The organism is Mesorhizobium sp. P3_B5 (assembly GCF_056402815.1).
Genome location: NZ_JBFUGR010000002.1, coordinates 193146 through 209078 on the forward strand (window position 1 = coordinate 193146; position 15933 = coordinate 209078).

Sequence of the window (15933 nt, forward strand, 5' to 3'; positions counted from 1 at the left end):
TGCAGGGAAGAACGAGAGCGGACGTTTAAACTCAGGATCCTTTGACGGTCGCTCGGTGGTCGAGTGCTTGCGCACCTAGCTTGAGATGCGATGCGCTCCAGGGTCGGCACTGCCAAGCGGCAAATCAGGCCGGGAGCCGCCACATTCGCACACGACCTGTACCACGCAATTCCGTTTCCTCGAGAGGGTCGCAAGCAAAATCTGGTCCAAGCAGTTTGCGAGTTGCATCCGAAATACGGATTTCATCGGGCTCCGCGGACGTTTGAATACGTGCGGCGAGATTAACGGTGTCGCCCCACAGGTCATAGGCAAACCGCCTTTCGCCTATGACGCCCGCGACGATTGGTCCTGAGTGAATTCCAATTCTGAGTCTTATCGGTTCTCCTGCGAAGCGTTCGCGCTTCACCGCCTTCCGCAGTTCAAGTGCATAGTGGGCAAGGGCTTCTGCATGATCGGATCGCGCGACGGGCAGGCCAGCGACCGCCATCACGCAATCGCCGATTGTCTTGATCTTTTCGCAGCCGTATCGTTCCGAGAGCAGATCCGCCGCCTTGAAGAAGTAATTCAACATAGCGAGCGTCGTCTCGGCTCCGACGCTCCGCGCTCTTTCCGTAAAACCAACGATGTCGGCAAAAAGCACACTCACCTCTGCGTGGTTGTCTGCAATTTGTTCGTGCGCTTTTAACCGCTCCGCGATCGACGCCGGAAGAATGTTGAGGAGTAGGGTCTCGGCACGCTGGTATTCATGCGCCAATCCCTCCTGGCTCTTCCTCAACGCCTCGTTCATCGATTGTAATTTCTCGTTGAGTTGACGCTCCCTCTCTTGCAGGAGCGTCATTTCGTAAGCCTTCTGTTGCAGCCGCTGCCTGTTGTCGCGTTCGGCAGTGGCATCAAGAAAGAGCAGCCACACGCAGGCATCGTCAGCAAAAAGATGAAGGTCCGCGACACGCCCGCTGGGCAGTTCGACCATGGGCATATGATATGGAAGCTCCGGGCAAGGCAGCAAACCTTCCATGAATTCAAGCTGATCGGTAACAGGCTTACCGATGCGAAGGGATGAGAGCCCGTAATGTTTAACGTTACCGCCCTTCGCCGCTATGCAAAGCTGGGCGTCAATTTTCACATATGCGATAGAGTGCTCGTTGTAGAAGAAATTGTAAATCCAGCTTCCGACTTCTCTTGGCAATCTATGCATGGTCTATTTGGTGACCATCGAAGCAAGTTGAAGAAACGCATCATCGACATGTTCGCCCGAAAGCGCGCTTGTTAGATAGATCTGCCATTCACGTTGCCTCAGTTCGTCAATCTCGCTATCCGATATTTCCCACCGATCGGCCAGATCGGATTTGTTGAACAGCAATACAAACGGCATAGCGCCGAATTCGGCCTCGACCCGCTCGCGCAGCGTGAGCGCTGCGGCAAGAGTAGCGGCGCGGGTTCCATCGACGACAAGCACGAGCCCGGTCGCACCTCGCACATGGCTGACGCGGAATGAGCCGATATCGTCTTCGCCGGCCAAATCCCACAAAATCAGATCCACGGTTTTGTCCGGGAGTGCGACACTCTTCTTGTCGATTTTCACTCCCACCGTGGTCAGGTAGGTTTCTGAAAAGATGCTTTGCACAAACCTGCGAACCAGGCTCGTCTTTCCGACGGAGAACCCGCCCAACATACAGATCTTTTTTTGCAACATCTTGGGCTCCGCCCTAGTCCAGGTTTACCGTAACCGAAACTCGGCGATTGATGGAGCTACCAGTTTGACTATTTTCAGGCACTGCCGGCTCAAAGGTGCCCGCGCCCCGAACCAGCAGCAGTTCCGGAGCGACGCCGCGCTTGTTGAGAAGCGCACGAACTGTCTCGGCGCGGGCGGCGCTGATCGACGCGTTGGCCGTCTCACGGCCCGTGGTGTCCGAATGCCCGGTCAACATGAACCGCGCCGTTACGCCTGACTTGCGGGCATTTTGGGCGAATTCCTTTAGTTGATCCGCCAATCTGTCGAGAACCGGCGTCTGCTCTGGTCCCGGCACAACTTTGCCGGAAGAGAAGAAAATATCGGTCGCCTGGATGGCTTCTCGCAAATGATTAAGTTCTGCAAGGTTCAGCTCACGCAGCTGCGAGACATCCAGAACCACTCCGTCCGCTGAAAGTTGTTCGGCGGCGTCCCGTGCCCGGTTGATCCACGTGGCAGGAGCCTCGCCCTCGACAACGATGCGACCCTGGATGATCGAAAGGCGGACCGATTTTGGCGGGGTCAGCGACGCCGTCAGCCGCTTCACCACGAACTTCGGATCAAGGCTCTGATAGAATTGCCACTGTGAATGAACGCGGGCAGGATCAACCTCCGTTCCGGACAGCAGAGCTTGCGGGTCGGCGGCAAGCGGGTCTCTCAGGCCGGAAATGTAGAAATGTCCGCCCCTCGCCGTTTGTTGGGCGACGATGATTCCCGGTTGGGCCTCAAGTCGCGACACATAATACTGCCAGTGCTCCGCCGCGCGTGCTTCGGGGCTCACATCACGAACCTTGGAGATGTCGAATTCCGGTCCGCCTGCCGAAAGCTGTCGGGCCGCTGCGCGCGCCCGATCTATCCAGGTGTCGGGAGCCTCACCCTCGGCAACGATGCGATCATCGACGATCGAAAGTCGTACTGTATCCGGCGGATACAGCGACGCCGTCAGCCGCTTCAACACAAACTCCGGCTCAAGGCTCTGATAGAATTGCCATTGCGAATGAACCCGGGCGGGATCGACCTGCGTTCCAGACAACAGCGACTGCGGGTCGGCGCCAAGCGGGTCTCTCAGGCCGGCAATATAGAATTGGCCGTCGCGTATCTTTTGTTCGGACACGATGATGCCCGGCTGGGTTCCCAGTCGCGACACATAGGCCTGCCAGCGCTCCGCCGCGCGTGCTTCGGGGCTTACATCACGGACCCTGGAGATATCGAATACCGGTCCGCCTGCCGAAAGCTGCTGGGAGGCGGCCTGCGCCCGGTTGATCCACGTGTCGGGAGCCTCACCTTCGGCAACGATGCGATCATTGACGATCGAAAGCCGTACTGTATCCGGCGGATACAGCGACGCCGTCAGCCGCTTCACCACGAAGTCCGGCTCAAGGCTCTGATAGAATTGCCACTGCGAATGAACCCGGGCGGGATCGACCTGCGTTCCCGACAACAGCGACTGCGGGTCGGCGGCAAGCGGGTCTCTCAGGCCGGCAATGTAGAATTGGCCACCGCGTATCTCTTGTTCGGCCACGATGATGCCCGGTTGGGTCCCCAGTCGCGATACATAGGCCTGCCAGTGCTCCGCCGCGCGTGCTTCGGGGCTCACATCGCGAACCTTGGAGATGTCGAATTCCGGTCCGCCCGCCGAAAGTTGCTGGGCGGCGGCCTGCGCCCGGTTGATCCACGTGTCGGGAGCCTCACCCTCGGCAACGATGCGATCATTGACGATCGAAAGTCGTACTGTATCCGGCGGAGTCAGCGACGCCGTCAGCCGCTTCAACACGAACTCCGGCTCAATGCTCTGATAGAACCGCCACTGCGAATGAACGCGGGCGGGATCGACCTGCGTTCCCGACAACAGCGACTGTGGGTCGGCGGCAAGCGGGTCCCTCAGGCCGGCAATGTAGAATTGGCCACCGCGTATCTCTTGTTCGGCCACGATGATGCCCGGCTGGGTCCCCAGTCGCGATACATAGGCCTGCCAGCGCTGCCCGGATTGCCAGGAAAGAAAGAACCAGCCGCCTGCCAGACTCAAAAGCAGCAGGGCCGCAGTCACCACCAGCCACGGAAATCCCTGGTTCGATTCCTCCTGCTTCAGCTCGACGCATGTCTGCAACTGCGACTCTACGCCGGCCAGCTGCGAACTGTCGCCGTCAAACTCCGCCAAAACCTCTGAGGATTCCTCATGGATACGAAGCAATACATCGCGAACTATTTCATGTAATTCCTCTGGCGGATTTCCTCGGATTACCGAAACCAAAGTCGCAAATTGTCCAACTTCTGACCAGAGACGAAGGTCGCCAAAACGAATAGTGTCCAGGCTGCTCTGCTCTTTCTCGTTAAATGAGTCTTTCACAAAATCCTGAATTGCACTAAGCATCGAGGAAATGAGTTGAGGGTCTTCACTCGTTGCATTATCGGCAGTTACATGCGCAATCAATAGCCCGGAATTGCGGCTAATGAGAAAGGCATGTTCTACGCGATAGACAAGAGAATGCTTCAGAACAACTTCCGAGAAGCTGGCGCCAGTCCTCCAGGACTCAAATCTCCACTTGAGACCATGCCAGGTAAATATATGTCTTAAAGTTTCATTCAGCGACTGAAAGGTCTGGTCGATCTTTTCCCCGATCGACTTGCGAATTGCCGGCAGAAACACCGGGTATAATATATCCGTCAGCGTGCGCGGGCTCTTCTGGATCGACCGTTGCACAGCCCTTTCGACAGCTGGCGCAAGGGCCTCGCCGAGCTGCGCATGAGGCGCTCGTGCGGCTGCACTGGGGAGAACGTCGCCCACTGCTGCCGCAAGCTGCTCGGGTTCGTCGAGCAGATGCGTCACCCGTGAAAGCTCCGAAATTTCGCGGCTGACCAGCAACTGGCGCAGCGTTTCCATGCGAGGATCGGCGGTTGGAACTCCGTCGAAACGCGCACGGTAGTCCGGATCAACGTTCCGGGCAATTTCGATCAAAAGACGAGCCAGAGCCTCGCGATCAATCTCTGTATCGTTCGAGGCTGTTCTTTGCGGAAGGTTGATTGGGTCGACGGTTGACGTCAAGGTCCCATCAACTCACTTTCCAACTACGGTCCGAGTTGCCCTTGCTGCCGACGGGATCCTGGTTCAGACATTTTGCAACCTCGACAAACAGGCCAGCCAAGAGATTTCGGTCGGTCTTGACGTTGCTGACATCGGCAAACATTTTCTCTATCAGCATCTGAACGCCTTCATTCTTCTGCTTGATTTCCTCACGCAGCAAATGATCGTTTCGATTTATCCGGTCTGCAACGTCGCGCTCAAGCGCGCTCAATTGATCCGACAACGCGCGCACCTGCTTTTCAAGTGCCTGGTTTTGCTCGCGAAGATTCCGGTCAATCTCCTTGTCAGCATCGGCTCGTGAATCTTTTTCGCTCCGCAATTGCCCCGCAAGCGAATCGACCTGCTTCTTTGCATTTGACTCGTACATGTCGAGATTGCGCTTGGCTTCGGATTCGACATCCTTGAAGCGCTGCAAGACCCGTTCTTCAAGCTTGGAAAAGCGACGGTCATAGTCCTGCATCTGGTTACCGAACAGCAGGTCACGTATCTTGTCGACACCTACAGCGTCGCCGGGGCCTCCGTTTTCGCGAGCCTGGACTCCCATGAAGTTCAGCCCGTTTCCTTCTGCGTTACCTATCAGATTTGCGTCCGCCTTCTTTTCAGAAGAAGCGGTATTCGAAGATTCCTTTGCCATGCTTTTGCCCTTCCATTTGAACACCTGCCACGGTGCAAAACCCCATAAAAAATTGAGCATGTCAGCAAAATACCCGGCTCGCAAGCTGGAATCTTCTTGACTTAAGCCGATTCGTGCGGCAGCCGCGCGCTGCGTCGCCGACTCAGAAATGGAGGTTTGGGGGGCGATGCCATCTTAAAGGCGGACGGCCGCGGCTAGTCGGGGATCAAAGGCAGCACGGGCACGGTCGTCGAAGCAGTGACGGTCCGCCATCTCTCTGCGCTCTCGCCGTCGATACCGATCAACACAACATGCTTGCGGCTCAGCGCTTCGGCGCCTGCTTTTCGAGCGTGCGGGCGTAATTGCGCCAGTGTGAGGCCGAGCACGGAGGCCGTCCATGGCTCGATGCGCAGGCCCAGCATCGGCAGGCCGAAGAACATCAGGAACAGCTGCATCAAGAGCGGCGTTCCCTGGAACAGCGCGATGTAGCCGAAAGCGACACGCCGGCTCCATTTTGTTCTTGGGATTACGATTACCGTGACAGTGCACCATTTGCTCTTCGCCACGCGTACGGGCACGCCGACCATTGAACGGCTCGAAGGAGGCCTTGACCAATTGTCGGGGGTTGCTTTTGCATGGATGCATTCAGTTGCCGTCGGACGACATGGCGCCGAGCAGCCGGCGGATGTCGCCGAACCTGGCAATCGAACCGAACACCAGGGCCGCCACCGCGACGAAGAACACCGACACCGAAGCCATGGTCGGCGTGTAGCCGTAGCGCAGCGCGTTGAAGATCTTGATCGGCAGCGTCTCGGTGGTGAAGCCGATCGTCATGTAGGCGACGATGTATTCGTTGAGCGACAGCACGAAGGCGAAGGCATAGCCCGAGACGAGGTAAGGCAGGATCAGCGGCAGCACGACGGTCTTCAAAACGGTGCGGTCGTCGGCGCCCATCGTCGCGGCTGCCTCGACCAGCGAACGGTCGATGGAGGCAAAACCCAGCGACAGCGTCACCAGCGGCAGCGTCACAAAGAAGATGGCGTGGCTGATGATGGCGGTGAAGAACTGGCCGAACAGCCCGACCGTCGCCCAGAAGGTGAGGAAGCCGAGCGCCGTGATCACCGGCGGCAGGATAAACGGCGCCAGCCCCAGCACCTGAAAAATGTTCGCCCATGGCGCGATGCGCCGCCACAGGAACCAGGCCAGCGGCAATGCGATGGCGACCGCAATCGCCGCCGAGCAGACAGCCAGCGTCACCGAATGGATCAACGCCAGCCGCCATTCCGGATCGTTGAAGATCTGCCCGTACCAGGCCAGCGAGAAGCCGACTGGCGGGAAGGCCAGATCCTGCTTCTCGTTGACCGAGACGCCGGCAACGACGATCAGCGGCGCTGCCAGGAATAACGCGACGACGACGAAATAAAAGCGGCGAAGCAAGGTCTCGATCATAGCGCGTTCTCCCGGCGTCCGACGAGCAGCATCATGCCGACCAGCGCCAGCGAGATCAGCACCAGGAACACCGCCATCGCTGCCGCGAACGGCATGTTCGACTGGTAGATCGCCTGGTCGGTGATCAGCACCGACAGCGTCCAGTGCTGCGGCCGGCCGAGGATTTGCGGTAACAGATAGGAGCCGAGCGCGAACACGAAGACCATGATCAGCGTCGCCACGATGGTGTTTCGCAGCGCCGGCGCGACGACATTGAAAAAAGCCCGGATCGGCGAAGCGCCAAGCGTGCGCGCGGCCTCGAGCAGTGTCGGGTCGAGACGCACAAGGGCGGGGTAGAGCACCAGGATGGTGTAGGGCAGCGCTTGGTAGACCATGCCGGTCAGCACGGCGCCGAAGGTAGGCAGCAGCGCCATTGGCTTGTCCATCAGCCCCAGCGCCACGAACAGATTGGTGATCCCCGCGGTGCGCGAGAACAGCGTCGACCAGGCAAAGCCGATGATGACTTCCGACAGTGACAGCACCGACAGCAGCCCGACCAGCCACAGCGTCTGCACGGTGCGCGGCCGCCTGGTCAGGAGATAGGTGAAGGGAAAGGCGATTGCGACGCAGCAGATGGCCACCAGCACCGCTAGCATCAGCGAGAAGCCGAGCACGCCGCCGAAGAATACCGACAGGAAGCGGGCGTAATTGTCGAAGACGAAATCCGGCGTGTAGAAACCGGCCGGGTTGCGCTTGAAGAAGCTCACCGCGATCATCGTCGAGAACGGCACGACGAAAAAGACGACGAGCATCAGACCCGGAAAGAACAAAGGTGTGTAGTCGGCTACCGACCTTGGGGCTTCGCGTCTCATGAGCCGAGCACCACGCAGCTTTCGGGCGGCAGCACGACGCCGACCTTGGCGCCGACCGCAACGTTGAGCCGCTCGCGCGGCGTGGTCACGGCGATGATGCTGGTGCTGCCGACCTCGACGAAGGTCTCGATGGTGCCGCCGAGATCGCGCACGAAGCTCACCTGGCCGGTGATAGCGCGGCTGCCGGGTTCGCCCAGATGCACGTCCTCGGGCCGGATCGACACCGAGGCCTTGGTCATGCCGGCCGGCATGGCAAGGCCGGGAATGGCAGTGCCGAGGATAGTGGTGCGCCCGGCGCTGTCGAGTTCCGCCGGCAACAGATTGGTGATGCCGATGAAGTCGGCGACGAAGGCGTCGGCCGGCTTGCGGTAGATCTCGATCGGCGGCGCCGCTTGCAGGATCTTGCCATGGCCCATGACCACGACCAGATCGGCCATGGTCATCGCCTCGCGCTGGTCGTGGGTGACGACGATGGTGGTGATGCCGAGCCGCTGCTGCAACTGGCGCAGCTCCACCTGCATGGCTTCACGCAATTTGGCGTCGAGCGCCGACAGCGGCTCGTCGAGCAGGAACAGTTTTGGCGACAGCGCCAAGGCGCGGGCGATGGCCACGCGCTGGCGCTGGCCGCCGGACAGTTTGGCCACCGGCCGGTCGGCGAAGCCGGTCAGATGGATCAGTGTCAGCAATTCGTCGACGCGCTTCTTCTGCTCTTCCTTCGAAGCGCCGCGAATGCGCAGAGCATAGGCGATGTTGTCGCCGACCGAGAGATGCGGAAACAGCGCCAGGGACTGGAACACCATGCCGAGATTGCGCTTGTGCGTCGGCAGCGGTGTGATGTCCTCGCCGTCGAGCACGATGGCGCCGCTGGTCGGCTCCTCCAGCCCGGCGATCATGCGCAGCAGCGTGGTCTTGCCGCAGCCCGAGGGACCGAGCAGGCAGACGAAGGTGCCGTGCGGCACGTTCAGCTGGACATTGTCGACGGCGGCAAAATTGCCAAATTTCTTGGTGATGGCGTTGATGTCTAGTCCGGACATGAGTTGATCCTGTAAACCGGAGAATATTGCGAATGGTCGTTTCCCCACTTCGCGATGGGAATTCGGCGATCGGCGGCCTCTCCCCTGTCAGGGGAGAGGCAATATGCGGGGTCAGGCGAGTTCTTCGGGGCTCACCCGACGATAAGCTCGGTCCATTTCTGGTTTATCCAGTCGGCCTTCGACGTGTAGAGGTCGTAGCGCGGAATGATCGGCTCGATCTCCGACGACACCGAGGCGAACTCTTCCGGCGTCAGGTCGAGCACCTCTTTCTTGAGCGTCGGCGTGGTGCCGACCTTGCGCGACATCACGCCCTGCATCGAAGGCTGGCTCATATAGTCGATGAAGACATGCGCCTCGTCGACCTTGGTCGAGGCGCGCGACAGCACCCAATTGCCGGAATCCTGGATGCCGCCTTCCTTCGGGAAGGTCGAACGGACATGGAAGCCGTCGGCGACCGCGAGCCCGGTAACGTCATGATAATATTGGCCCATTGGGATCTCGCCCGACTTCAGCGCCTGCTCGAACTGCGCCTCGTCGCGATACCACAGGCGGACGTTCGGCTTGACCTCGGCGAGCTTCTCGAACGCCTTGTTCAGCCCCTCTTCAGTGTCGAGCGCGTTGGTGCCGCCCATGAAGGTCTTGGCCGTCACTTCGAGCAGGAACGAGTTGGAGGCAAGCGCCAGCAGGCCGAGCTTGTCTTCGTTGGCCTTGTCCCACAGGGCTGCCCACGATGTCGGCGCGTCCTTGTAGACGTCGGTGTTGCTGACCAGCGTGATCCACCAGGCGACGGCGCCGATGCCGGCGACGCGGCCGTCGGGATACTTGTTGATGAAGCGCGGCAGCAGGTCGCCATAGTGCTTGAACTTCGACGTATCGAGCGGCGTCCACAATTCGGTCGACTGGCCCTTCAGCGTCGAGGTCTGCGACATCATCGAAAGGTCGGCCGGGGCCTGGCCGGCCTTGGCCGCCTGTTCGAGCTGCACCAGCCACGCCTCGCCGGTCGGCTCGGCGACGGACTCGACCGTGATGCCGGTTGCCTTGGTGAAATCGGGGAAGACATGCTCGTCGAAGGATTTCTTGAAGTAGCCGCCATAGACGCCGACCTTCAGTGACTTCTCCTGCGCCCGCAGGATCGACGGCATGGCAAGCACGCCGGCGGTGGCAAGGCCGGCGCCAAGCACGCTGCGCCGGGTGACAGGTGTTGCGATCAATCTGTTCATCTGGTTTCTCCTCTGTTGATGCCGGAACTCCGGCTGGTTCCCTTAAATCCAGTGTCCGCCGCTTGGCGGCTTCAGTGGGCCGCCGCTCGTTGTTCGAGCGTGCGGGCGTATTGCGTCAGTGGAAAGCACATGACGAAGAAGATCAGCGCCACCAGCCCGTAGACCTTGAACGGCTCGAAGGTGGCGTTGTTGATGGCGTTGGAGGTCCTGACCAGTTCCTCGAAGCCGATGATCGAAGTCAGCGCCGTCGATTTGATCAGCTGCACCAGGAAGCCGACGGTCGGCGCGCGGGTGATCGAAAAGGCCTGCGGCAGGATGATCAGTCGGAGTTCCTGCAGATAGTGCAGGCCGAGGCTGGCGCCGGCGTCCCATTGGCCGCGCGGCAGCGCATCGACGCCGCTGCGCCAGATCTCGGCCAGATAGGCGCTGGCGAAGAAGGTGAGGCCGAGCACGGCGGCGGTCCACGGCTCGATGCGCAGGCCCAGCATCGGCAGGCCGAAGAACATCAGGAACAGCTGCATCAACAGCGGCGTTCCCTGGAACAGCGCGATGTAGCCCGAGGCAATGCGCTGGCTCCACTTGTTCTTGGCGATGCGGAAGAACAGCACGACCATGCCGACGATGCCGCCGCCGACGAAGGCAGCCAGCGACAACAGCACCGTCCAGCGGGCGGCGAGCAGAAGGTTGCGCACGATGTCCCAGAAGGTGAATTCGATCATGTCACGCCAGCCCCCAACACACGGCGTCCGCCTGTCACAAGCACCCGGCGCAATGCCATCGACAGGACGAGATAGACCATCGTCACCACAAGATAGGTCTCGAACGAGCGGAAGGTGCGGGCTTGCAGCATGTCGGCCTCGTAGGTCAGCTCGCGAACCGCAATCTGCGACACCACGGCGGACTCCAGCATCATGATGACGATCTGGCTGGTCAGCGCCGGATAGATCACCTTGAGCGCCTGCGGCAGCACGATCTTGATGAACACCTGGCGTGGCCTCAAGCCCAGGGCCAGCGCTGCTTCCGTCTGCCCGCGCGGCACCGCGTCAAGCCCCGCGCCGACGATCTCGATCGTGTAGGCCGCCATGTTGAGTGTCATCGCCAGCATGGCAGCCAGGAGCGGATCGAGCCTGACGCCAAGGCTGGGCAGCCCGAAGAAGATGAAGAACAGCTGCACCAGGAACGGTGTGTTGCGCATCACCTCGACATAGATGGCGATTGCCCGCTTCACGAGCGGCGGGCCGTTTCGCCGGCCAGCCGCGCCGAGGATGCTGAGCAGCGTTCCCACCAGAGTGGTCACGACGATCAACAAGACCGTCGTGAGCGCTCCGCGTGCGATGTCGCCCACTGCACCTGGAAGCCAAGCAAAGGCCACGGCACATCAATCCTTGAGGTTGTCGGGATTGAGCGGTGTCTTCAGCCAGGCCTTTGAGCTTTCGTCGAGTTTGCCGTCGGCCAGCATCTTGGCAACCGCGTCATTGACCGCTGTCTTCAGCCGGTCCTCGTTCTTGTTGAGGCCGATATGCGAGGGCGAGGTGAGCAGCTGGAACTTCTGCTCCGGCTGCAACGCATCCTGCTTGGCCAGCACCTGGGCGCCGACATCGTTGCCGACCACCATCAGCTGGGTCTGGCCCGAGATGAAGGCCTGGATGACGGAGTTGTAGTTGTCGAAGCGCTTGATATCGGCCGACGCCGGTGCAGCCTCGGTCAGCGAGGTATCTTCGAGCGTGCCGCGGTTGACCGCGATCGACTTGTCGGCAAGGTCTTCCTTGCCTTTGACCGCAAGCGCTGCCGGGCCGATGACGGCGATGTAGTAAGGCGCGTAGGCGGCGGCGAAATCGATCACCTGCTCACGCTCCTTGGAATAGCCGACGCTCATCAGAATATCGACGCGCTTGTCGGTGAGATACGGGATGCGGTTCTGGCCGGTGACGCTGACCAGATTGAGCTTCACCTTGAGCGAATCGGCGATCGCCTGCGCCACGTCGATGTCATAGCCCTTGATGCTCATATCGGCGCTGGCCGAGGAGAAGGGCGGGAAGTCGGAGAAGATGCCGACATTGATGGCGCCCGCCTTGGTGATGTCGTCGACGGCGTCGGCATTGGCCTGAGAGGTGAAGCCAAAGCCGGTCGCGCCGAGCATCAGCACGGCGGCAATGGATGATTTGAGTTTCATGTGAAGTGTCATTGTCGTTCCCTTCTGGAAGCTTGTTTGTTTGAGTGCGGTCGCCGGCTCCAGCGCGGCGGCCGCCTTGGGATATGTTTGAGTGTCAGGCTCCCTTGCCGGTGATTGCGGGGCTGAACACCATCAGGCTCAGGATCTCGAACAGCACCTGGGCGCCGACATGGGCGGTGTTGGTGGTCGCGTCATACTGCGGCGCCACCTCGACGACGTCGCCGCCGACGATGTTGAGGCCTTTCAGGCCGCGCAGCAGTTCGAGCACTTCGCGCGTTGTCAGCCCGCCGATCTCAGGCGTGCCGGTGCCCGGCGCGAAAGCCGGATCGACGCTGTCGACGTCGAAGGAGATGTAGGTCGGGCCGTCACCGACAATTTTCCGCGCCTTTTCGATGATCGCAGGGATGCCGAGGCCGGTCACCTCTTCGGCATGTACCACGGTCATGCCGGATTCGTAGGTGAACTCCCACAGATATTCAGCCGAGCCGCGTATGCCGATCTGGATGGTGCGGGTCGGGTCGAGCACGCCGTCCAGCACCGCATTGCGGAACGGTCCGCCATGGTGGAACTTGGTCATGTCGAACAGCCCGCTGGTGTCGCAATGGGCGTCGATGTGGATCATGCCGACCGGCGCCTTCTTGCCGACCGCCTTCAGGATCGGATGGCTGATCGAGTGATCGCCGCCGACAGAAAGCGGAATGACCCCGGCATCGACGATCTGGTTGGTGCGGCGCTCGATGTCTTCGTGGCTGATCTCGAGCCGGTAGCGGCTCCGGAACGGCGTATCGCCGATGTCGGCGACGCGAAGCTCATGCGTCGGCGCGCATTCCAGCACGTGGTTGTAGGGGCCGATGCGCTCGATGGCGCGCAGCGCCCTTGGCCCGAAGCGCGAGCCCGGCCGGTTGGTGACGCCGAGATCCATCGGCACGCCGATGATTGCCACCTGCAGGTCGCCGAAGTCCGGATTGTCGGCTGATATTTCGCGGTAGGGCGCGGCGAGGAAGGTCGGGATGCCGGAATAGGGCGCCAGCCTGGTGCCGCTCTTGGAAAAGATCTTGTCGGCGACGCGCCGGAACTTTGGATCGAACATTTCGCCGCCATGGCTTTCGCCATATTTGCGACGCAACGCTTCGAGCTTGCCGCGATCGTAACCCATCTCCGGTCCTCCTGCTGGGCTAATGCAGTGCGGCCTCGGCGACATCTAACGAACTGACCGTCATCCGGCCGGGTCGCTGTCCCGCTGGCTGCCTGCAGATTTCCAAGTCTTGATGCTGTTCCGAGCCAAAGTGTCCGGCAGCCGCATTGAAAAATCAATTGATATTGTTAGGGTGCAGCTTGTGAGAAAATCTCACATTGAATCTGAGTGCCCATGGCCAAGCGTTTGCCCCCGTTGAATCCGTTGCGCGCCTTCGAGGCGACGGCGCGCCATGCCTCGCTGACCAAGGCCGCGGCTGAGCTGAACGTCACCCACGGCGCCATCAGCCATCAGATCAAGGCGCTCGAACAATCGCTCGGGGTCAAGCTGTTCGAACGCACCGGCCAGCGGGTGAAGCTCACGCCGCACGGTGCCGAACTGCTGCCGGCGGTATCGACCGCCTTCGACGGCATCGCCGCCGCCACGCAGCGCATGACAAGGCCGGCCAGCGCCGGCACACTCTCGGTCTCCTGCGTGCCGGCGCTGCTGCTTTTGTGGATGACGCCGCGGCTCGGCAGCTTCATGGCGCAATATCCCGATATCAGGCTGACGCTGATCCCCTCCAACGACGCCAAGGATATCCGCGCCCCGCAGATCGATGTCTGCGTGCACTATGGCGATGGCAGCTGGACCGATTGCTGGATGCGCAAATGGTCGGGCCTCGAACTATTCCCGGTGGTCAGCCCGACGCTGATCAACAACCGGCCGATCCGCACCGTCCGCGACCTCGCCGATCATGTCTTCCTGCATGGTGATGACGGTCGCGAGTGGCACACCTGGCTGGCCGCCGCCGACGGGCTCGATCTGGAGCGCGGCCGACGCCACCATCTCGGCGACGCCCGCATGTCGACGGAAGCCGCGGTTCATGGCCATGGCGTGGCACTCGGCGATTCAGTCACGGCGAGCGCGCTGCTCGCCAGGGGGTTGCTGGTTGCCCCGTTCAGCCTGTCGGTGCCGGCGGTCGACGATTTCTACGTCGTCTGTCGCAACGAGATGAAATCGACGCCGATCGTGCAGCTGTTCATCGACTGGCTGTTTGCCGAGAAGGAGCAGGCCGACAGCCGCGCCGATGCGCCGGTGGCGGGCCGCATCGGCATCCGCAGGAAACGCCCGGCGCTGCGCGTCATCGGCGCCAAGACCTCGTCCTGAGCCTGGCCCGAGCGTTTTCTTTTTGTCGGGCCAGCCGCAAAGCGGGAGGCGCTTTCAAAAATTCAATGCTAAGAGGCTTTTGCGGGGAGCGAGCGAAGGCGGCATCGAGATATGGCAAAGACCGATATAGCGCGGCGCGTCTACAATCACACTTGGAAGCTCGACCCGATCGTGCGCAGCCTGCTCGATACCGACTTCTATAAGCTTTTGATGCTGCAGATGATCTGGGGCATGTACCCCAAGGTCGACGCCACCTTCTCGCTGATCAACCGCACCACCACGGTGCGCCTCGCCGACGAGATCGACGAAGGCGAGTTGCGCGAGCAGCTCGATCACGCCCGCACGCTGCGCTTCTCGAAGAAAGAGATGATCTGGCTGGGCGGTAATAATTTCTATGGCCGCAAGCAGATCTTCGAGCCGGAATTTCTTGCCTGGCTGGAGAATTTCAGGTTGCCCGAATACGAGCTTTCCAGGCACGGCGGCCAGTACGAACTCACCTTCAGCGGCCCGTGGATGTACACCACCCTGTGGGAGATCCCGGCGCTCGCCATCATCAACGAATTGCGCTCACGCGCCGCCATGCGCGCCTTCGGCCCCTTCGCCCTCGATGTGCTCTACGCCCGCGCCAAGGCCAAGATGTGGGCCAAGACCGAGCGGCTGAAGGCGCTGCCCGGGATCCGCATTTCCGATTTCGGCACCCGCCGCCGCCATTCCTTCCTGTGGCAGCGCTGGTGCGTCGAAGCGCTGAAGGAAGGCATCGGCGAAGCCTTCACCGGCACCTCCAACGTGCTGCTCGCCATGGACAACGACCTCGAAGCGCTCGGCACCAACGCCCATGAACTGCCGATGGTGTTCGCAGCACTCGCCAATTCGGAAAAGGAATTGAAGGAGTCGCCTTACAAGGTGCTGCAGGACTGGCAGCGCTACTATGGCGGCAATTTGCTGATCGTCCTGCCCGACGCCTTCGGCACGGCTTCGTTCCTGCGCGACGCGCCGGACTGGGTCGCCGACTGGACCGGCTTCCGCCCCGACAGCGCGCCGCCGATCGAAGGCGGCGAGAAGATCATTTCCTGGTGGCGCGAAAAGGGCAGGGATCCCAAGCAGAAGCTGCTCATCTTCTCCGACGGGCTCGAGGTGGAAACCATCGAGGAAACCTACCGCCACTTCCGTGGCAAGGTGCGCATGTCCTTCGGCTGGGGCACCAATCTGACCAATGATTTCGAAGGCTGCGCGCCAACCGAAACCAACAGCCTCGACGCCATATCGCTGGTCTGCAAGGTCACCGAAGCCAATGGTCGCCCGGCGGTCAAGCTGTCCGACAACCCGGCCAAGGCGACGGGTGACCTGAAAGAGATCGACCGCTATCTCAGGATATTCGGGGCGAAGGATCGCGTGGAGCAGCTGGTCAAGGTGTGAGGGTGATGCCGGTAAGAAGGAA

Annotated in this window: 14 protein-coding genes and 1 pseudogene; 2 read left to right on the forward strand and 13 right to left on the reverse strand. The window is 60.8% G+C overall.

Annotated elements, in window-relative coordinates; all coding sequences use genetic code 11:
• Window positions 1-124 precede the first annotated feature (124 nt).
• The 13 genes and pseudogenes from AC1DVW_RS05965 to speB all read right to left on the reverse strand — a co-directional run bounded on the left by AC1DVW_RS05965 (window position 125) and on the right by speB (window position 13307).
• Window positions 125-1195, reverse strand: coding sequence for an adenylate/guanylate cyclase domain-containing protein (locus AC1DVW_RS05965; protein WP_477240771.1), 1071 nt, complete (start codon window positions 1193-1195; stop codon window positions 125-127).
• A 3-nt stretch (window positions 1196-1198) separates the two neighbouring features.
• Complete coding sequence (locus tag AC1DVW_RS05970; RefSeq protein ID WP_477240773.1) at window positions 1199-1693, reverse strand: Rab family GTPase; 495 nt, start codon at window positions 1691-1693, stop codon at window positions 1199-1201.
• Window positions 1694-1706: 13 nt separating this feature from the next.
• Entirely contained in the window at window positions 1707-4772 is a 3066-nt protein-coding gene (locus tag AC1DVW_RS05975) for an OmpA family protein (RefSeq protein WP_477240775.1), read from the reverse strand.
• 7 nt (window positions 4773-4779) lie between these two features.
• Entirely contained in the window at window positions 4780-5445 is a 666-nt protein-coding gene (locus AC1DVW_RS05980; protein WP_477321835.1) for a hypothetical protein, read from the reverse strand.
• A gap of 296 nt (window positions 5446-5741) precedes the next feature.
• A pseudogene (locus AC1DVW_RS05985) lies at window positions 5742-5966 on the reverse strand (ABC transporter permease subunit); the annotation flags it as partial.
• Between the two features lie 103 nt (window positions 5967-6069).
• Window positions 6070-6873, reverse strand: a complete 804-nt coding sequence (locus AC1DVW_RS05990; RefSeq protein ID WP_477240779.1) for an ABC transporter permease — start codon at window positions 6871-6873, stop codon at window positions 6070-6072.
• Window positions 6870-7724: an ABC transporter permease gene (locus tag AC1DVW_RS05995; RefSeq protein ID WP_477240781.1), complete on the reverse strand. Its 855-nt coding sequence runs from the start codon at window positions 7722-7724 to the stop codon at window positions 6870-6872. The genes AC1DVW_RS05990 and AC1DVW_RS05995 overlap by 4 nt, the downstream gene beginning before the upstream one ends.
• Window positions 7721-8758, reverse strand: coding sequence for an ABC transporter ATP-binding protein (locus AC1DVW_RS06000; protein ID WP_477240783.1), 1038 nt, complete (start codon window positions 8756-8758; stop codon window positions 7721-7723). The genes AC1DVW_RS05995 and AC1DVW_RS06000 overlap by 4 nt, the downstream gene beginning before the upstream one ends.
• A gap of 131 nt (window positions 8759-8889) precedes the next feature.
• A complete protein-coding gene (locus AC1DVW_RS06005; protein ID WP_477321837.1) occupies window positions 8890-9978 on the reverse strand; it encodes an ABC transporter substrate-binding protein in 1089 nt (362 codons plus the stop codon).
• Window positions 9979-10049: 71 nt separating this feature from the next.
• Window positions 10050-10697, reverse strand: a complete 648-nt coding sequence (locus tag AC1DVW_RS06010; RefSeq protein WP_477321839.1) for an amino acid ABC transporter permease — start codon at window positions 10695-10697, stop codon at window positions 10050-10052.
• On the reverse strand, window positions 10694-11350 hold the full coding sequence (locus AC1DVW_RS06015) for an amino acid ABC transporter permease (protein WP_477321841.1): 657 nt from the start codon (window positions 11348-11350) through the stop codon (window positions 10694-10696). Before AC1DVW_RS06015 ends, AC1DVW_RS06010 begins: the two co-directional genes overlap by 4 nt.
• 6 nt (window positions 11351-11356) lie before the next feature.
• Window positions 11357-12163 (reverse strand): transporter substrate-binding domain-containing protein, encoded by an 807-nt coding sequence (locus tag AC1DVW_RS06020; protein ID WP_477321843.1) that lies wholly within the window; start codon window positions 12161-12163, stop codon window positions 11357-11359.
• Between the two features lie 82 nt (window positions 12164-12245).
• On the reverse strand, window positions 12246-13307 hold the full coding sequence (gene speB, locus AC1DVW_RS06025; protein ID WP_477240793.1) for an agmatinase: 1062 nt from the start codon (window positions 13305-13307) through the stop codon (window positions 12246-12248).
• Between the two features lie 213 nt (window positions 13308-13520).
• On the opposite strand from speB, the gene gcvA reads away from it, so the two are divergent.
• Both gcvA and pncB read left to right on the forward strand, forming a co-directional pair.
• Entirely contained in the window at window positions 13521-14495 is a 975-nt protein-coding gene (gcvA, locus tag AC1DVW_RS06030; RefSeq protein WP_477274403.1) for a transcriptional regulator GcvA, read from the forward strand.
• A gap of 111 nt (window positions 14496-14606) precedes the next feature.
• On the forward strand, window positions 14607-15911 hold the full coding sequence (gene pncB, locus AC1DVW_RS06035; protein ID WP_477274405.1) for a nicotinate phosphoribosyltransferase: 1305 nt from the start codon (window positions 14607-14609) through the stop codon (window positions 15909-15911).
• The last annotated feature ends 22 nt before the right edge of the window (window positions 15912-15933 follow it).